Here is a 17168-nt window from a genome sequence, read left to right as displayed (position 1 = left end):
AATCATGAATCAGGTAATCCTTATTGGTAGATTAGCAAGGGACCCAGAGCTTCGCTTTACTGCAGGTAGCGGCAAAGCAGTAGCCACCTTTTCAATAGCAGTGAATAGACCATTTTCTAAGGAAAAAGAAGCGGATTTTTTCCGAGTAGTTGTTTTCGGTAAAACAGGTGAAAACTGTGCGAACTACCTTGCCAAAGGAAGAATGGTTGCAGTTCAAGGAAGAATTCAGAACAACAATTATGAGACACAAAGTGGTGAGAAGCGATACACCACAGAAGTAATAGCGGATCAAGTAGAATTCCTTGAGTGGGGCAATAAGGCAAGTTCAGGCGGCGGCTTCGAAGGTTCATCCTATGTGGATACCAACGGCTTCCAGGCCATCGACGAAGATGACGATGATATTCCGTTCTAAAAAGGAGGGAAAAATAAGATGATGAAAAAGAGACGTTCTCGTAAAAAAAGAGTATGTAACTTCTGTGCTGATAAAGCAAAGCATATAGATTATAAAGATATCAGAAAGCTTGGCAAGTACGTTACAGAAAGAGGAAAGATTCTTCCAAGAAGAATTTCTGGAACTTGTGCGACACACCAAAGAGCTTTAACTGTAGCAATCAAAAGATCAAGAGTTATTGCTTTATTACCATATACACAAGACTAATCAAAAGAGAAGTGAGAAATCACTTCTCTTTTATAGTTTATTCATAAATGAATTACTCACTTTTCAAGGATAAGGCAATTTTCAGTGCTTCCTCTTCGTGGACATTTCCTTTCAATGTATATTTCACTTCATCCATATCCCAAATCATTTCAGTAAAGCCATTGGTAAACCTTATGATATGATATTTGTGTCCACCTTCAAGGTGCTCGCTTATGGTGGCATATTCACCTTGGATGGGTTCTTGAAGGATCTCAAGGATGTCATCTCCATTGGTATATAGGAGACGAAGGTTTATTGTTTTTTTACCTAGTTGGATTAACAAAACCTTGTCAAGAACAAAACCATTGGGTATATAGGATGGTAACATTACTTGGAAGTTGGCTATTTCCAGAGCTGTTTCATAAGGTAACTCTATCTCTTGGAGGTCATTCATTTGGGAGGGGTTACTGTCCTCTAAGGTTTGGGCAAGTTCTCCAGGTGTCTTGTTTTGTACTTGAATATGAGTAAGGGTAGCTGTTGAGGTTGTTAGGAATTTCAGGGATCTAAAGTAGCTTGCATAACCTTGGTTCATATAGCCTATTCCCATAAAAGATAAGAGGATGATCACCGCTGCTGCGAAGCCAGCAGCTTTTTTGAGACGCTTCATCTTCTGTTGAAGAATATGGTGTTCTATATAAATCCAAACATCATTCATATCAGGAACTATGATGCTTTCTACACTATCTTTTAAAGCTTCTTTTATGGCTTTATCGAGCATATCTTGATTTTTCATGGTTATGATCCTCGCTTTTACCTTCTGAAATCATCATTTTCTGTTGTCTTTCTAGATTGTCTTTAAGATATCGCTTACCCCTAAAAAGCCTGGATTTTATGGTGCCAAGATTTTCACCAGTAAACTTGCTAATTTCTTCATAAGATAGTTCCACAAAGTAGTACAGATAAATGACTTCTCTATACTGATTAGGAAGGGCATTGATTTGTTCCATTAAATGAGCAGAAAATTCTTTTTGAATCAATAAATCTTCAGGGATATTAAAGGGAGTAGAAGGGTCTATCCATGGAATGATTTTGTCTTCATGATCAACAGGGAGCTCCCTTTTGTTTTTATTATATCTTGATTTTGCATGATTGCTGGCGATGGTAGTTATCCAAGCTGTAAACTTGTCCTTATCTTTGAGTTGGTCAATTTTTTCGAAAACAGTGATGAATGTATCCTGTACAACATCCTTTGCATCTTGTTCGTTTTTCAATATGAAGTAGGCTATTTTATAAATTCTATCTTTATGATCTTCAAATAATATACGAAGATAAGATAACGTATCTACTTCTTTCCGTGTGTTTTTAGAAAAAAGCATTGTATCGACTCCATTCCATATATTGGATTTTATGGTTATATCATACCATGTAAATAAAATTTGTTAAAGTCTTGACAATGAAATTTATGACAGAATATCAAAGAAGTAACTAGACTGTGAAAAAACTTTCTTGCTGATAAAGGAATAAAAATTTAGCAAAGGAAAATCCTAAGAAAAAGACCGAGGGAGGAAGGCTCATGGCTATAGAATGCTATATCGGTGCCGACTATATGGAGAATCATCCCATATCTTACAGTGGATTGCTTTTAGAAATCTATGAGGATGATCAGCCTGTTTGGCCTGTTTGGATCAATACAGGGCATGGATTTGAAAAGGATTTTGAAATGTTTCATGAATTGGTTGATGCATGGCAGCAGGAGGGAGAGTTGGTAACGGTTCTGCATCATCGATCTATTGACAGTTATCAAAAAGAAACAGGGATACAAGGATATTATCAAAATTCTGTTTGCGATAGGCCTCAATTACAATAAATAAGCGGAAGGCCACAGGGGGCCTTCCCTACATTAACGTACACCAATGGTCTTCATCATGGCGTAGAAGCTGGGGATAATACCTTCTGCCGCTTCAGTGTTGGGAAGGTGCATGGTGAAACGGAACAGTGAACCGTCGATTTCCATCACAATAATGTTCTTGGAAACCGTAGGGCTAGATGCATGGAGGAAGAATCGTGCATTACGGAAGAACGGATCAAATATTTCTTCTCCTTTCATTTCATGGGGTGTGCCAATAAGCCTTAACTCTGTTAATGCATTTTCACGTAAGTCTTCAATGTTTGCATTGTTAGGAAGCCGCTCTATGCGCACAAAGAATCGATCATCAAAGGTGGAAAACAACAAATCTCTTCCAGGTTCTTCGGCTGTAAATTGGAAGCGATCCAATACATAAATATAGTATCCTTGCTCGCTGCGCTGTAATTTGGCTTGTCGGTATTCCGTTTGTCCTTCTACGATGACAGGAATGTTTTTGGTTGCTGGTAAAGTTTGACTCGGCCTCGGAATGCAGACGGTTTGCCCGATGAGTAAAGCTGTTGGATTAAGGGCTGGATTGGCCCGTACAATAGCTGATACTGTGGTGTTAAACTGTTGGGCAAGCTTTGTAAAAGTATCTCCGCTTTGAATCACATAGGGTGTTGTGTCAGGAGGACAAGTTTGAGGAGGCGTAGCTAAAGGAATACATATCACTTGACCCACCATGAGCATGTAGGGATTGATTCCTGGATTTGCTTCAACCAGATCAGCCAGGGAGATGTTATAGGTTCTGGCAATGCCATAGAGGGTATCTCCAGAACGAATGGTATAGTAGTTTCCCTCGGGGCAGGCAGGATAGATCTGCTGTCTTGGAATGCAAATAGACTGCCCTATCTGAAGGGTATCAGGCGTGGCCAATGGATTTGCTGAAATAAGGGCTGGTACGGTGGTTCTAAATCTCAGGGCCAAACGATAAAAAGTGTCCCCAGGCTGAATGATGTAAGGAAAAGTGCCTGGAGGGCACGGTTGACGATAATATGAATACATGATTTTCACCTCTCAATAAAATGTACGCTAAAGCAACAATGTTGCAAATATCAGCATAATACATTATATGGAAAAAGTGAAACCCTGGTTCCTTTCGTCATTTGACCTTTGTGATAGAGAAAGGAAATCATGTATTAAAAAAGGCATCAGTAGATGCCTTTTTTAATACATGATTTTATTTCGTCCGCTACTTTTTGCTTTATAGAGCAAATGGTCTGCTTTTTTTACTAGCTCAAGGGCACTGTGATTTTCTAGGGATGCCACACCACCACTGATAGTTACCTGGAGGGTTGGATGGCTATAGGTAAGTTCCGAAACTTGACTCCGAAGTCTTTCTGCCAGCTTTATTCCTTGAGACAAGCTTGTTTCAGGAAGTATAATAAGAAATTCTTCTCCCCCATATCTTCCTAGAATATCGGTAGACCTACATATATTTTTTAGTGCGTTACTTACTTTAACGATGACTTCGTCTCCCGTTGGATGGCCATAGATATCATTTACTTCCTTAAATTTATCAATATCAATCATAACAATAGAAAGATCATGGTGGTACCTTTTGGATCGTTGAATTTCTTCTTCTAGACGATCATAGATATATCGATGATTGTATAGCCTTGTTAAACTGTCCAGCTTTGCCATTTCTTCCAATTCGAGATTCTTCTGCTTAAGCTCCTGTAAAAGCCTGTAGGTACGAATATTTGCAGTTAGTCTAGCCATAAAGATATCTTTGTTGACAGGCTTTGAAATATAGTCATCAGCCCCTGAAGTTAGGATTTGAGAGATGATTTTTTCATTGGCAATAGAAGAAATACCAATGATCAAAGCATACTGGTTCCTTTGCCTTACCTCCCAAACCACCCTTTCCCCTGAAATGTGGGGTAATATGAAGTCAATCAGATAAAGGGCATATTGTTTATTGCTGTTGAGCAGATCATTAGGATGAACATAATAGTCTACGTTTCGAATGTGGTAGGACTCAAATATGTCCTTAATGACCCGAATCTGCAGCTCATTATCATCTAAAACGGCAATACTTATGTTTTGTAATGTTTTGTGAAAGGAATCCAGGGAAGCAATATTGTTCAGGTAGGGAACAAATCGATCAATAAATAATGACTTTGGAATAAAGTCAATGACCCCTAATTCAAAAAGGGTAGTTTTTGTGGATAGATCATCCCTAGAAGACAATACGATAATGGGAATCTTTTTATACTTACTCTTATGAATCGATAAAATGAAGGCATCGCCAGTCCCATCAGTAAATTCTAATCCAGTGATAATCAGATCTACCTCATTGTTTTCCAGTAAGTGAAAGGCTTCCTGTATATTTCTTGCAGTTAAATATTCAATTGAATTTTGCGAAACCACGTCTTTGGCGATCTCGGCATAAAAAGGATTGCTATCCACATGTAGTACACAGAACATGGCATTCACCTCAAATGTTTATAAGAGAGTATAAATACAGGCTTGACTTTTTACAAGGAAATATCTTGCATGCAAGATATGAATGAGGAAGCAAAATATATACATATCGATCAATAGAGGCTTTAAATAGATAAAAAGACATAACATTTTGAAATTCGACGCAGAGCAAAGAATTCCTCTATTATAGTATAGCCCTTTTATAGATGAATCTTATCTAATTTTCAATTTCATGAAATATTTCTATAGATAACCATAGCCATAGTTTTCATATATAATCCACAGTATAATGGGATTGAAGATTAAATAGGGGGCGTTATAAATGAATAAAGAAACCATATTGAAAGAGATCCGTGAATCACTGGTGGAAATGGAAGAAGAAAAAGTAGTAGAACTATGCGAGAAGACACTGGAGCTAAATATCCCTGCCTATGAGACCATAACAGAAGGATTAATCCCTGGTATGGATGAAGTATCAAGGCTTTATGAGGAAGAAGAATACTTCCTTCCAGAAGTTTTGGTTTGTTCTGATGTGATGAATGCAGGATTAGATATCGTGAAGCCTCACTTAGATAAAAGCAGTATGCAAGAACCCATCAAGGTTGTGATGGGTGTTGTAGAGGGAGATACCCATGATATTGGAAAGAATCTTGTACGAATCATGATGGAAGCATCGGGTATGGAAGTCCATGATTTGGGAAGGGATGTGCCGCTGGAGCGTTTCATTGAAAAAGCAGAAGAGGTAAACGCGGATCTTATCGGCATGTCAACACTGATGACGACAACCATGGATGGCATGAAGACTGTAATAGATCGACTATCAGAAAGAAATATACGAAATAAATATAAAATCCTTGTAGGCGGAGGACCAATCTCACAAAATTTTGCTGATCGTATTGGTGCCGACTTATATACAAAGGATGCCAGTGAAGCCGTAAGAAGAGTAAAAGAAATTTTTGGGAGGGCATAACAATGGAAATCAGACAAGACATTTTAACCCCAAAGGAAAGATTATTGGCTTTTTTAACAGGAAAACCCCTAGATCGAATTCTCTGTATGCCCATTGTAACCAGCAATGCAGCCCATCTCATTGGTAAAACCGTAAAAGAATTTCAGTTAGACGGTAAAGTCATGGCGGATTCCTATATGGCAGCCATGGATCGATTCGGTTATGATTTAAACTATCTTTTTACCAACTGCTCTTATATCGCAGAAGCCATGGGGCAGGAACTTGTCTACTCTGAAGATGAACCTGCAAACTGTGAAAATCCAGTGGTACAATCCATGGAAGATTTAAGTAAAATCAAGGTTGCGGAAAAGACTGACGGAAAGTTTCCTGTTTTTTATGAAGCCTTGGATATCTTAAACACAGAAGTAGGAGACAAAATATTTAACTCCGTATGCTTCTCAGGACCAGTATCTACGGCGGCAACCCTCAGAGGAACGGAAGACTTTGCTAGGGATACATATGCAAATCCCGAATTATGCCACGCCCTTCTCAGAATGGCTACGGACAGCTGTAAAAACTTTATAAAGGAAGTTGTGGCAAAGGGAGCGATTCCTATTATTCTTGAACCTATTGCTTCTGGGAGTATCTTTAGCCCTAAAATGTTTGCCAAATTTGCATTTCCATATATTAAAGAACTAGTAGATTATGCCCATGAATTAGGAGCGGCAATCCCTCTTCATATTTGTGGAAAGACTCATAAAATTGTAGACCAAATGACAGAGACTGGAACGGATATCGTCAGCCTGGATATATGTGATTTAGCAGTAGCAAGGGAAAAAGTAGCCGGAAGAGCTGTATTGTTAGGGAATATTGCCCCAGCCGATGAACTATTGTTTGGTCCTATAGAAAGAATTCATGAGGTATGTAAGAATGCCATGGATATTATGGAAGGCTATACCCCAGGGTTTATTTTAGCTTCCGGCTGTGAAATTCCGACAAAGGTTCCCTTTCAGCATATTGATGCCATGATGGATGCAGCGAGAAGCTATGGTGCCTACGATTATGCAAAAGCGGAGTAATCTCACAGAAAAAGAAAGACTTCTAAAGGTGCTGAAAGGAGAGGCGGTTGACCGCCCTCCTGTTATTTGTCCTGGGGGAATGATGAATGCCAGCGTAACAGAGGTCTTAAAAGATATTGAGGAAAATCACAATATAGACTTAGACGCTATGACAGCGGCAGCCAAAGCGGTGCGTGAGATAACAGGTTTTGAGAACTATGGTGTACCCTTTGATATGACAGTAGAGTCAGAACCACTAGGAGCTAAAATTGATTTGGGAGACAAATTCATTGAACCAAGGGTAACAGAATACAACAATAAATCGATTGAAGATATTATCCAAAATTATAAAGTAAACCCCAGAGATTCCCATCGAATGGGGATTACAATTCAAGCTGTTGAGAAGCTAAAAAATGATGAAATACCTGTCATTGGAAATATCACAGGACACATCAGTACAGCCACATCTATTATAGATCCCCTGTATGCCCTTAAAATGCTCAGAAAAGACCCGGATAAGATCTATCGTTTTTTCCAATTCATTCATGATTACTCCAAGGAATATGCAGTAGAAATGATTCGGGCTGGGGCTGATATCATTGCAATCTCAGACCCCACAGCCACAGGGGAAATCCTAGGGGCAAAAAATTTTGAAAGGTTTGCCATACCTTTCTATAAGGATATGATTGCGACCATTCACCAGTTTCATGTTCCAGTGATTATTCATATTTGTGGAAACGCCAATACCATCATAGACAGTTTAAATGACACAGGTGTAGATGCGGTGAGTTTTGACTCAATGGTAAACATGCGCTTTGCCAAGTCCAAGCTGACTACCCGTTTGATGGGAAATGTAAACACCCAGCTCCTTCATACCGGTGAACAGGGAAAAATAGAGTCTATCACCAAAAACTGTATGGATTCAGGCGTGGATATTGTCTCGCCTGCCTGCGGCTTAAGCATGGCAACATCTGTAAAAAATCTGCGGGCTATGACGGAGTTTGTAAAGAGAGGTATTTAGAAATAGATGATACAAGTACATTTTATCAATGAAAATAAATCTATGGAAGCAGAAGTTGGAGAGCGATTAATTGACTGCATACGCAGGGCAGGATTGGTTGTGGAAGCCCCTTGCAACTGTATTGGCATTTGCGGAAAATGCAGGGTGAGAGCTTGGGGAGCGTTATCTCCACCGTCGCCAGCGGAGCAAAAGCTCTTGATGGGACAGGATGGCATTCGGCTGGCATGTCTAGCATTGGTACGAGGAGATGTGGAGATAGAATTATTCCATGGAAAAAATGAACTGAAAACCATTAACTGGGGATATACTGTAGAAGTCGAAGCAAACAATTCGATACAAAAGGTAGAGCTACCTAAAATAGATAGGAAAAGTCCTATACCCTACGAGGAATACATCGGCTACCCTATTGAATCTATGCATTTGTATGAGAAAATCGGGCGCATGGAAAAAGGCCAAGGGGAAAGAATCTTTGGCATCATATCCGAGAATCGTTTGATAGATATAGGAGAAGATTTGAAGGAAATGCTGGGGATCGCGGTAGATATAGGTACTACGGGAATCTCTGCCTATCTTTTAGATTTAGAAACAGGAGAGGTGCTGAATAAAGTATCCTGTTTAAATCCCCAAGCCCAATATGGTGGGGATGTTTTAACCCGAATTAGTTATTGCAAGGAAAATGAGGATGGTTCAAGGCGCCTAAAAGAACTGATGATAGATTGTATGAATGAAATCGTAATGAAATTGTTGAGCAATCAGTATCATAGGGATGCTGTATATCAAATGATGATCGCAGGCAATACAACAATGCTTCATTTGTTGGTAGGGATTGATTCCATGACCATTGCAAAGGCCCCTTACCGACCGGTTTTTTTGAAAAAGATAGACATTAAGCCTAAAGAATTATCGATTGAAATAAATAAGGGCGGAATCATAACATTGCTGCCTTCTGCATCGGGATATGTAGGGGCAGATATTTTGGCAGGTATTGCGGCAACTGATTTTGATGAGAAGAAAGACACATCCATATTTATAGATATAGGAACCAACGGAGAAATCGTGGCCATTGTAAATGGAAGAATGGCAGCCACGTCTACGGCGGCTGGGCCAGCCTTGGAGGGGATGAACATAGCCTGCGGATGTCGAGCTGAAGCGGGAGCCATCGATTCTTTTTACATAGATGAGGGATATCAGATTCACTATTCCACCATTGGGGATCTACCTCCAAAGGGCATTTGCGGAAGTGGTCTTATTGACATTGCCGGGGCTTTGGTAAAAAAGGAAATTATCCTTCCCAATGGAAAGTTCAATCTGGATATAAATGATCGAATAGACGGAAGACTGCGGGATAAAAAATTCTATATTACCGATACGGTGTATATTTCTCAAAGAGATATTCGACAAATCCAACTGGCAAAGGGAGCGATTGCTACGGGGGTTACCATGCTGTTGAAAGAGATGGGGGTATCAATTGCAGAGGTAAAAGAAGCAGTGATTGCCGGGGCCTTTGGCTATCATCTAAACCCGGACAATATACAGGAAATAGGACTCATACCCAAGGGCTTTAAAGGTAAAGTCTCTTTTGTAGGAAATTCGTCCGTAGAAGGGGCTAGACTAGCTTTAATCAATAAAGACGTATTGAACAAGATATCATCCTTCAGAAATAAGATGGAAGTATTGGAGCTTTCTATGAAGGATGAGTTTCAGAGCTGCTTTGTCAAGGAATTAAAATTTTAACCGAGGTGGATTATGATCAAGATTGATGTGATTTCTGGATTCCTAGGTGCGGGAAAGACAACCCTTATCAAAAAGCTGTTGAAGTCTTATGAGCATGAGAAGGTAGTATTGATTGAAAATGAATTTGGAGAAATTGGGATCGATGGAGACTTAATAGAGAGAGAGGGATTTGAAGTCTTTGAAATTTCCAGCGGATGTATTTGCTGCATCATGCAAAAAGACTTCATCGGGATGCTTTCCAGGGTGATTGATGAGTTTAAGCCTGAACGTATTATCATTGAACCAACAGGTATCAGCATATTGAGTGATATCATTGAAATATTAAACAAACCCACCTTTAAGGAAACATGTACAATTCATTCTTTGGTTACAGTGATTGACAGTATGAACTATTTGGCCCAATGTGAAGTTTTTGGGGAGTTCTTTGAAGATCAAATTGCCCATGCATCTTCTTTGGTTCTAAGCAAAAGTCAATTTGTTTCTGAGCATCAGGTAAAGGAAATTATAAGCTCATTGAGAGAGCTAAATGAGACAGCACCCATTGTCGCAGCCAGCTGGGAGAATATGTCGATAGAAGATGTAAAAGCCCTTTTGTCAGGGGATCTGACCATGGAATTCAAGGAATTGATTCACCCGAGCCATAGACCATGCAGAGAAAATGAGTTTGATACCTTTGCTATAGAGACTTCCGCAAAGTATACGGTAGAAAGCTTGGAAGAGATACTAAATGAATTAAAAAATCCTCTTTATGGAAAAATTCTGAGAGGAAAGGGATTCCTGAGAGGGCCTGGGTATTATCTGGATTTTAGTTATACAAATGGGCAGTTCGATATCCATAAGACCGATCATAAATCCAGTGGAAAGCTTTGCCTGATCGGCATGAAGATGGATGAAAAAGAACTGAAACGCTTGTGGAAGGCTAAGGGGGGAGGGCTATTCAATTGGTTGACATTTTAGTGGATAGCATCAAAGATACAGTTCGCGTTGTGCCTATTATTTTTCTTCTATTTCTATTTGTTGATTTTTTCATGATAAAGGTGAACAACGAGAATCGTCTGATTGATAGGATATCCAAGTATGAGGTTGTTGGAGGCGGGCTTTTAGGGATTATACCCCAGTGTGGCATTCCTGTAGGATTTGCCAAGCTTTACGCCAATGGTCATATAACTTTGGGAATGCTTTTTGCCATATTTCTTTCTAGTTCCGATGAAGCCCTTATCATTATGGGTGCCCATCCAGACCAAATAGGATTTGTCATGAAATTAATTACTGTGAAAGTACTCATTGGCATTGTTGTGGGTTACGTCATATACGCAGTAATTAAGGAAAAAAGAAATCGTATAAAAGGTTGTGACGCTGACTGCACATGTCCGAAATGTACTAAGCATAGAAATATATTCATAAATAGTTTCATACACACCCTCAAAATATCTCTATTTTTACTATTGACGGTGTTTCTCCTGAGTCTTGGACTTGAAAGAATCGGGGAGGCGGGTCTTGGTGCTCTTCTTGGGAAAAATACATTTATGCAGCCCATTTATGCTGCTGTGATAGGCGCCATTCCGAGCTGTATGTCATCTGTGGTACTAGCCGAGGGATATATACAAGGGGCCGTGGGATTGGGTGCATTAATCAGTGGACTATGCGCCAATACAGGCTATGGAATCCTTGTAGTACTAAAGGAGCTTCCTTTTAAAAAAGCTATAGGCATTATTTTTCTTTTATTAACAATCAGTATTGCCATTGGCGAAATAATCTTTGTGTTTGGAGGTTAATGACATGGAACATATAGTGACATTCAAATGTGAGGGTGAAAACCTGGAGCAAATACCCGAATCAATCATCCAGCGGACAGGCATCAGCTTCCCAAAGGCCCATTTAGATCAAGAACAGATGATGATCCTTGCAAAGGAATTAAAAGCGTATAAGGGGGATCGGTTTGTCAGAGTACCTTTCTGTGTCACGGTAGAAGCAGAAGCACTGGGGGGAAGGATTAAGCTTGGAGACGACAAGAACGGACCTCGCGTGGATCAATATTTATTTTCAACGATTGAAGAGCTTGAGAGAATCCAAGAAATTGATTTAACTAGGGGTAGAATAAAAGAAGTATTAGATGCGGTAGAGAGATTAAACAGAGATAATGAAATTGTAGCCTTGAATGTGGAAGGTCCTTTCACAATTATATCTTCACTGATAGATCCTATGATTTTTTATAAGGGAATACGGAAAAACAAAGAACGCATTGACAAATTTATGAAGATGATTGAAGATAATATTGTGAAGTACATTCTCGCAGGGATAGCGCGCGGGGCCAAAATAATTTCCTATGGAGATCCTGTGGGATCTTTGGATATCGTGGGACCTAAAGTGTATCAAGAAATCAGTGGACAGACAACGTATAATATATTAAAACGAATAGAACCATTTTTGGATGGAAGAATCGTGCATCTTTGTGGAAAGACCTCCACAGCCTTTGATAAGCTTGGATTTAGTGAGACCTATGCTATTGAGGCAAATGAAGACCTTACTTATGGGGAAGCGATTCTTCAGTTGATGAACAGCAATCAGAAAATTAAATTCATCGGGCACGCTTGCATCAAAAAGACACCTTTTAAAATGAAAAAGGCGGTTGTTTGGAATGTTTGCTTGAAGTAAGGTGCATGATTGTTTCTGTAGGAGGTGTGACCATGGAACATAGACAGCAAGGCTGCTGAGGCCCATCCCATGATGGTATTGGTCAATACCAAAATGAGAATAGTGAAAACTGCATGATGTGTGGCCAAAAGCTCATATATTTAGAAACGGGCAGAGAATTTCAGTGTTTGAAATGTAATAGGACAGAGCAGGGATATGTGTATTGCCCAAGTAATCATTATGTTTGTGATGAATGCCATGGTAAGGAACAGTTTGATGAGGTTCTGCGTATAGCACTGCTGGTAAAAGGGAAAGATCCCATGACCAATGCTGAATATATGATGAAAAAAATAAACATCCCTATGCTGGGCTGTGAGCACGCATGGATTGCGACGGCATCTCTCATGGCCGCCATCAGAAATACGGGTGAGATTACAATCACTGATGAACAGATCAAGGAAGCTTTGCAGCGTACAAAAAAACAGGCTATAGGTGCCTACTGTGGGCTAACAGGGATTTGTGGCATTGCTCCTGCCATTGGAGCATCCTTTAGTGTAATTTTGGGGGCAGCTTGTCCAAAGGATCAAGAAACTGCTGTGACTATGCACGCAGTGGCTCGGGTGATCGAAGCTATAGCCAATGAGGCGGGTCCCTGCTGCTGTAAGAATTTTTTAAGGACATCGCTAAGTTTGGCCAGTGAGCTGGCAGAGGAATATCTAAAGATAAAACTCGTGAAAGATGGAAAAGTAACCTGCGTCGATAGTCATCATCATCCCCATGGTTGCAGAGAGACAAAATGTAAGTATTTTAATAATGTACGATAATCGAGCTGGCCAGAAGGACAGCTTTTTTTTACTCCATCATCCGCGCAAATATTTATACAGTTTACTAGCATAAATATACATGATATACTAAGCAAGAGAGAAAGACAAAAGAATTTTTAAAGGGTTTTGTAGAAATCAATACTATATATACTGTATAAATCGGAGGGAGAAGCCGTATGAAGACGTATCCTATGAAGTATGGAACAGAAGAGATATCGGTAACCGTACCTGAAAAAAATCTACTGGGCGTTATCAAAAGCCATGGTGATCATATAAAGAAGAGCGAAGAACAAGTGATATTGGATGCATTACAAGATCCCATTGAGAGTCCAAGATTAAAAGAGATTATATCCCCAGGAGATACAATCTGTATTGTGATTTCTGATATTACACGGGCATGGCAGAAAATGGGCTTCTATTTGCCTTACTTGGTAGAAGAGTTAAATCAGGCAGGTATAGAGGATAAGGATATTGTATTTCTTTGTGCAACGGGATCCCATCGAGGACAGACCCAGGAAGAGCATGGGGTATTGTTGGGAGAAAAGCTGAGCAAAAGGTTTCAAGTAATTGATCATGATTGTAGAGCTGAGGATAATATGGTATATGTAGGTACCACCACCTTTGGAACCCCAGTAAAGATAAATAAGGTTGCCATGGAATGTGATCATATCCTACTGACTGGGGCAGTGGTCTACCACGATTTGGCTGGTTGGGGAGGCGGCAAAAAATCCATCCTTCCAGGGATTAGTGCCTATGAATCCATCATGGCCAATCATTCCTTGTCTTTAAATCCAGTTGTAGGAAAAGGATTAAATCCAAAGGTACGATGTGGTAATGCTTTGGATAATCCTCTGCATCTAGATATGGTGGAGGCAGCAGTCTTCGTAAAGCCATCTTTTTTGCTGAACGTGATTATGGATGATGAAGGCAATATTGGAAAGGCAGTGGCGGGTCACTACTTGAAAGCCCATGAAGCAGGACAGAAGCTGATAGAAGAAATGGATGGCGTCAGCATCTCTGAAAAAGCGGATTTAGTGATTTCATCGGCGGGAGGATATCCAAAGGATATAGAGTTGTATCAGTCATCGAAAGCATTGATCAATGCAAAGGGGGCAGCAAAATTAGGCGGCAGCATCATTTTGCTGAGTCAGTGCATCGAAGGCTTTGGTCATGACGAAGTGGAAGAGATTATTGTGAATTATAACAGCAATCAAGAAAGGGAGGCGGCACTGCGGGAGAATTATACCGTGGCAAAATATACAGGTTATCTCATTTCAGAGATTGCAGCGGCTTATAATGTAGTGTTGGTGTCCCAAATGCCGCCTAAGTCATTAGAAAAAATCAATATTCCCATCGTAGCTACCTTAGAGGAAGCATTAGAGATAGTTTATGCAAAAAAAGGTATGGACTTACAAACATATCTAATACCCTACGGTGCAAATACATTGCCGAAAATGAATGAATAGTGTATTAATTCTAAAAACGAGCAAGCTGAATGCCGAAGGACCCTAAACCGGGTTCTTTTTTTGATGCAAAAAAACTCAAAAAAATTTATAAAAAACCTATTGCTATTTTATCAAACGCCGTGTATAATGATACAATATGAAGAATAAATATTCAGTATAGGGGGAAGAAAATATGTTTAAAGGAAAAACAAAAAAAATAATGGCACTCATACTTGCATTGGTATTTGTGTTTGCATTCACAGGCTGTTCACAAAAGCCAGCCACAGAGGAGAAGGCACCTGCACCGGCAGAACAAGCAGCTCCTTCAAAGGTTGAAGAAATTCAAAAGAAAGGTAAGATCGTGCTAGGAACATCTGCTGACTATCCACCATATGAGTTCCACAAGCTTATCGATGGTAAGGACGAAATCGTAGGTTTTGACATCGAAATCGCGAAGACAATCGCCGCAGATCTTGGTGTGGAGCTTGAAATCAAAGATATGAAGTTTGATGGTCTATTGGCAGCATTGGTTGTGGATGATATCGACTTCATCGTTGCAGGAATGGTTCCAAAAGAAGAGAGAAAGAAAAGCGTTGATTTCTCAAAGCAGTACTATCAAGCGGAGCAAAAGATTCTAATCAGAGCAGAAGATCAAGATAAGTTAAAAACGCCAGAAGACTTTAAAGGTCTAAAGGTTGGAGCACAAAAGTCAACGGTACAAGAGGAAATCGCCTTGACAATTGAGGGTGCAGAAGTAAAATCTTTAAGTAAGATTACTGACTTGGTATTAGAGCTAAAAAATAAAAAGATTGATGCCATCGTATTGGTAGATCCTGTAGCTGCAGCTTATGCAAAGCAAAACGCTGACTTGGTTGTACCAGAGATATCCTTTGGGACAGAGGAAGGTGTAGCCATCGCTGTAAACAAAGGAAATGAGGATTTGGTAGAAGCGATTAACAAGACGATTGATAAGCTATTAAGTGAAGGAACGATTGATAAGTTTATTGAAGAAGCAACAACATTAGCAGAAGAAGAATAATTACAAAGGAACGATAGAGTGGCAAAAGACGGATGTCTTTTGCCCTCATTATTTCTCGACAAAATATTACAAAAACGTAATAATTATAAAATATAGATAAGGAGGTGAAAGGAGTGGTTATGGAATTTATTGCCAAGTACCACAGTTTTTTTATCACAGGTACGGCAGTCACTCTCTTTCTTTCATTCTTTGGCGTAATATTAGGTGTTGTTATCGGTGTAATTATTGCATTGATGAAGTTATCGAAAAATAAAGTGGTGAGTGTTTTGGCATCCGCCTACATTGAAGTAGTTAGAGGAACACCCCTCTTATTGCAATTATATATCGTTTATTATGGGTTGCCTCGATTGATAGGGATAGAGTTACCTGATATGACATTGGGAATTATCGCAGTATCCCTAAATAGTGCAGCTTATGTGGCTGAAATCATCCGTGCAGGCATATTGGCCATCGATAGAGGTCAGATGGAGGCAGCGAGATCTTTAGGAATGACCCATGGGATGGCCATGAGATACATCATTATACCCCAGGCATTTAAAAATATTCTTCCTGCTTTAGGGAATGAATTTATTGTACTGATTAAGGAATCAGCGATTGTATCTATCGTTGGTATTGCAGATCTTATGTATAAAACAGACACCCTTCGAGGGATTACCTATAAGCCGTTTTTACCGCTCATCATCGCAGCAGTCATTTACTTTGTGATTACCTTTACACTATCCAAGCTGCTGGGAATCGTAGAAAGGAGGTTGAGAGCTGGTGATTCAAGTATCTAATCTACACAAAAAGTTTGGTAAGCTCCATGTGTTAAAGGGGATTAATGAACATATTGAACAGGGAGAAGTAGTCGTAGTGATCGGACCTAGTGGGTCTGGGAAAAGTACTTTTCTTCGCTGCCTCAATCTTTTGGAACAACCCACCGACGGAGAAATCATATTCGAAGGGGTTTCCATCACAGATGCGAAGAATGATATTAATGTGCAAAGACAAAAAATGGGGATGGTATTTCAACAGTTTAATTTGTTTCCCCATTTAACAGTGCTAGAAAATGTTACATTGTCTCCGATCAAAGTAAAGAAAATGACCACGGAGGAAGCTGAAAAGGTAGCTTTCTCTCTATTGAAAAGAATTGGTCTTGAAGATAAAGCTCATAACTATCCAAATCAATTGTCCGGCGGACAGAAACAAAGAATTGCCATCGCGAGAGCCCTGGCCATGTCCCCAGATGTGATGCTTTTTGACGAGCCGACTTCAGCATTAGACCCAGAGATGGTGGGCGAGGTATTGGATGTTATGAAGAAGCTGGCAGCAGAGGGAATGACCATGGTGGTTGTTACCCATGAGATGGGCTTTGCTAAAGAGGTAGGGAACAGAGTGATCTTTATGGATGAAGGGCAAGTGATTGAGGAAGGTTGTCCTACGGAGATTTTTAGCAATCCAAAGCACCCTAGAACCCAAGACTTTTTAGGCAAAGTGTTGAAGTAGGGTTAGAGA

The 17168-nt window shown here is 39.8% G+C and carries 19 protein-coding genes; 15 read left to right on the top strand and 4 right to left on the bottom strand.

The window, feature by feature from the left end; genetic code table 11:
• On the top strand, positions 1-412 hold a 412-nt coding region (locus K0R93_RS13235; protein ID WP_330685159.1), incomplete at its 5' end, for a single-stranded DNA-binding protein.
• 18 nt (positions 413-430) lie between these two features.
• Positions 431-658, top strand: coding sequence for a 30S ribosomal protein S18 (gene rpsR / locus K0R93_RS13230; RefSeq protein WP_300302115.1), 228 nt, complete (start codon positions 431-433; stop codon positions 656-658).
• Positions 659-710: 52 nt separating this feature from the next.
• On the opposite strand, the gene K0R93_RS13225 is transcribed toward rpsR, so the two are convergent.
• The gene (locus K0R93_RS13225) at positions 711-1430 is read right to left on the bottom strand and encodes a DUF4367 domain-containing protein (protein WP_300302113.1); all 720 of its coding nucleotides are present in this window, start codon (positions 1428-1430) and stop codon (positions 711-713) included.
• Complete coding sequence (locus K0R93_RS13220) at positions 1405-2013, bottom strand: RNA polymerase sigma factor (protein WP_300302111.1); 609 nt, start codon at positions 2011-2013, stop codon at positions 1405-1407. The genes K0R93_RS13225 and K0R93_RS13220 overlap by 26 nt, the downstream gene beginning before the upstream one ends.
• Before the next feature lie 197 nt (positions 2014-2210).
• Here K0R93_RS13220 and K0R93_RS13215 point away from each other — a divergent pair, with 197 nt between their 5' ends.
• Positions 2211-2504, top strand: coding sequence for a hypothetical protein (locus K0R93_RS13215; protein ID WP_300302109.1), 294 nt, complete (start codon positions 2211-2213; stop codon positions 2502-2504).
• Positions 2505-2537: 33 nt separating this feature from the next.
• Here the strand turns inward: K0R93_RS13215 and K0R93_RS13210 are convergent, their stop codons facing one another.
• Both K0R93_RS13210 and K0R93_RS13205 read right to left on the bottom strand, forming a co-directional pair.
• A complete protein-coding gene (locus K0R93_RS13210) occupies positions 2538-3548 on the bottom strand; it encodes a LysM peptidoglycan-binding domain-containing protein (RefSeq protein ID WP_300302107.1) in 1011 nt (336 codons plus the stop codon).
• A gap of 162 nt (positions 3549-3710) precedes the next feature.
• A complete protein-coding gene (locus K0R93_RS13205) occupies positions 3711-4973 on the bottom strand; it encodes a response regulator (protein ID WP_300302105.1) in 1263 nt (420 codons plus the stop codon).
• Positions 4974-5292: 319 nt separating this feature from the next.
• Between K0R93_RS13205 and K0R93_RS13200 the strand changes: the two genes are divergently transcribed.
• From K0R93_RS13200 to K0R93_RS13145, 12 genes are all read left to right on the top strand, one after another.
• A complete protein-coding gene (locus tag K0R93_RS13200) occupies positions 5293-5940 on the top strand; it encodes a corrinoid protein (RefSeq protein WP_300302103.1) in 648 nt (215 codons plus the stop codon).
• Positions 5941-5942: 2 nt separating this feature from the next.
• A complete protein-coding gene (locus K0R93_RS13195) occupies positions 5943-6998 on the top strand; it encodes a uroporphyrinogen decarboxylase family protein (protein ID WP_300302101.1) in 1056 nt (351 codons plus the stop codon).
• Positions 6982-7998, top strand: coding sequence for a uroporphyrinogen decarboxylase family protein (locus tag K0R93_RS13190; RefSeq protein WP_300302099.1), 1017 nt, complete (start codon positions 6982-6984; stop codon positions 7996-7998). The genes K0R93_RS13195 and K0R93_RS13190 overlap by 17 nt, the downstream gene beginning before the upstream one ends.
• 6 nt (positions 7999-8004) lie before the next feature.
• Positions 8005-9732 carry an ASKHA domain-containing protein gene (locus K0R93_RS13185; protein ID WP_300302097.1) on the top strand — a complete coding sequence of 576 codons (1728 nt, stop codon included), beginning with the start codon at positions 8005-8007 and terminating at the stop codon, positions 9730-9732.
• 12 nt (positions 9733-9744) lie between these two features.
• Positions 9745-10689 carry a CobW family GTP-binding protein gene (locus tag K0R93_RS13180; RefSeq protein WP_300302095.1) on the top strand — a complete coding sequence of 315 codons (945 nt, stop codon included), beginning with the start codon at positions 9745-9747 and terminating at the stop codon, positions 10687-10689.
• Positions 10674-11507 (top strand): putative manganese transporter, encoded by an 834-nt coding sequence (locus K0R93_RS13175; RefSeq protein WP_300302093.1) that lies wholly within the window; start codon positions 10674-10676, stop codon positions 11505-11507. Before K0R93_RS13180 ends, K0R93_RS13175 begins: the two co-directional genes overlap by 16 nt.
• Before the next feature lie 4 nt (positions 11508-11511).
• Positions 11512-12387: a uroporphyrinogen decarboxylase family protein gene (locus K0R93_RS13170; protein WP_300302090.1), complete on the top strand. Its 876-nt coding sequence runs from the start codon at positions 11512-11514 to the stop codon at positions 12385-12387.
• Between the two features lie 77 nt (positions 12388-12464).
• Complete coding sequence (locus tag K0R93_RS13165) at positions 12465-13190, top strand: DUF5714 domain-containing protein (protein WP_442870183.1); 726 nt, start codon at positions 12465-12467, stop codon at positions 13188-13190.
• Between the two features lie 176 nt (positions 13191-13366).
• On the top strand, positions 13367-14656 hold the full coding sequence (gene larA, locus K0R93_RS13160; RefSeq protein WP_300302086.1) for a nickel-dependent lactate racemase: 1290 nt from the start codon (positions 13367-13369) through the stop codon (positions 14654-14656).
• Positions 14657-14828: 172 nt separating this feature from the next.
• Positions 14829-15674, top strand: a complete 846-nt coding sequence (locus K0R93_RS13155) for a transporter substrate-binding domain-containing protein (protein WP_300302084.1) — start codon at positions 14829-14831, stop codon at positions 15672-15674.
• Positions 15675-15793: 119 nt separating this feature from the next.
• Entirely contained in the window at positions 15794-16450 is a 657-nt protein-coding gene (locus tag K0R93_RS13150; protein WP_330685161.1) for an amino acid ABC transporter permease, read from the top strand.
• Positions 16434-17159 (top strand): amino acid ABC transporter ATP-binding protein, encoded by a 726-nt coding sequence (locus K0R93_RS13145; protein WP_300302080.1) that lies wholly within the window; start codon positions 16434-16436, stop codon positions 17157-17159. The genes K0R93_RS13150 and K0R93_RS13145 overlap by 17 nt, the downstream gene beginning before the upstream one ends.
• Positions 17160-17168: the final 9 nt, after the last annotated feature.

The organism is Anaerosolibacter sp., from assembly GCF_029240175.1.
In the GTDB taxonomy this organism is placed as follows: Bacteria; Bacillota; Clostridia; order Peptostreptococcales; family Thermotaleaceae; genus Anaerosolibacter.
The sequence above is the reverse complement of the archived record's forward strand: the minus strand, read 5'-3'. Positions and strand labels throughout refer to the sequence as shown.

Bases quoted from the DNA above. Each gene is read 5' to 3' on its own strand.
- rpsR (WP_300302115.1), top strand. From the start codon at position 431: ATGATGAAAAAGAGACGTTCTCGTAAAAAAAGAGTATGTAACTTCTGT.
- K0R93_RS13225 (WP_300302113.1), bottom strand. From the start codon at position 1,430: ATGAAAAATCAAGATATGCTCGATAAAGCCATAAAAGAAGCTTTAAAA.
- K0R93_RS13220 (WP_300302111.1), bottom strand. From the start codon at position 2,013: ATGCTTTTTTCTAAAAACACACGGAAAGAAGTAGATACGTTATCTTAT.
- K0R93_RS13215 (WP_300302109.1), top strand. From the start codon at position 2,211: ATGGCTATAGAATGCTATATCGGTGCCGACTATATGGAGAATCATCCC.
- K0R93_RS13210 (WP_300302107.1), bottom strand. From the start codon at position 3,548: ATGTATTCATATTATCGTCAACCGTGCCCTCCAGGCACTTTTCCTTAC.
- K0R93_RS13205 (WP_300302105.1), bottom strand. From the start codon at position 4,973: ATGTTCTGTGTACTACATGTGGATAGCAATCCTTTTTATGCCGAGATC.
- K0R93_RS13200 (WP_300302103.1), top strand. From the start codon at position 5,293: ATGAATAAAGAAACCATATTGAAAGAGATCCGTGAATCACTGGTGGAA.
- K0R93_RS13195 (WP_300302101.1), top strand. From the start codon at position 5,943: ATGGAAATCAGACAAGACATTTTAACCCCAAAGGAAAGATTATTGGCT.
- K0R93_RS13190 (WP_300302099.1), top strand. From the start codon at position 6,982: ATGCAAAAGCGGAGTAATCTCACAGAAAAAGAAAGACTTCTAAAGGTG.
- K0R93_RS13185 (WP_300302097.1), top strand. From the start codon at position 8,005: ATGATACAAGTACATTTTATCAATGAAAATAAATCTATGGAAGCAGAA.
- K0R93_RS13180 (WP_300302095.1), top strand. From the start codon at position 9,745: ATGATCAAGATTGATGTGATTTCTGGATTCCTAGGTGCGGGAAAGACA.
- K0R93_RS13170 (WP_300302090.1), top strand. From the start codon at position 11,512: ATGGAACATATAGTGACATTCAAATGTGAGGGTGAAAACCTGGAGCAA.
- larA (WP_300302086.1), top strand. From the start codon at position 13,367: ATGAAGACGTATCCTATGAAGTATGGAACAGAAGAGATATCGGTAACC.
- K0R93_RS13155 (WP_300302084.1), top strand. From the start codon at position 14,829: ATGTTTAAAGGAAAAACAAAAAAAATAATGGCACTCATACTTGCATTG.
- K0R93_RS13150 (WP_330685161.1), top strand. From the start codon at position 15,794: ATGGAATTTATTGCCAAGTACCACAGTTTTTTTATCACAGGTACGGCA.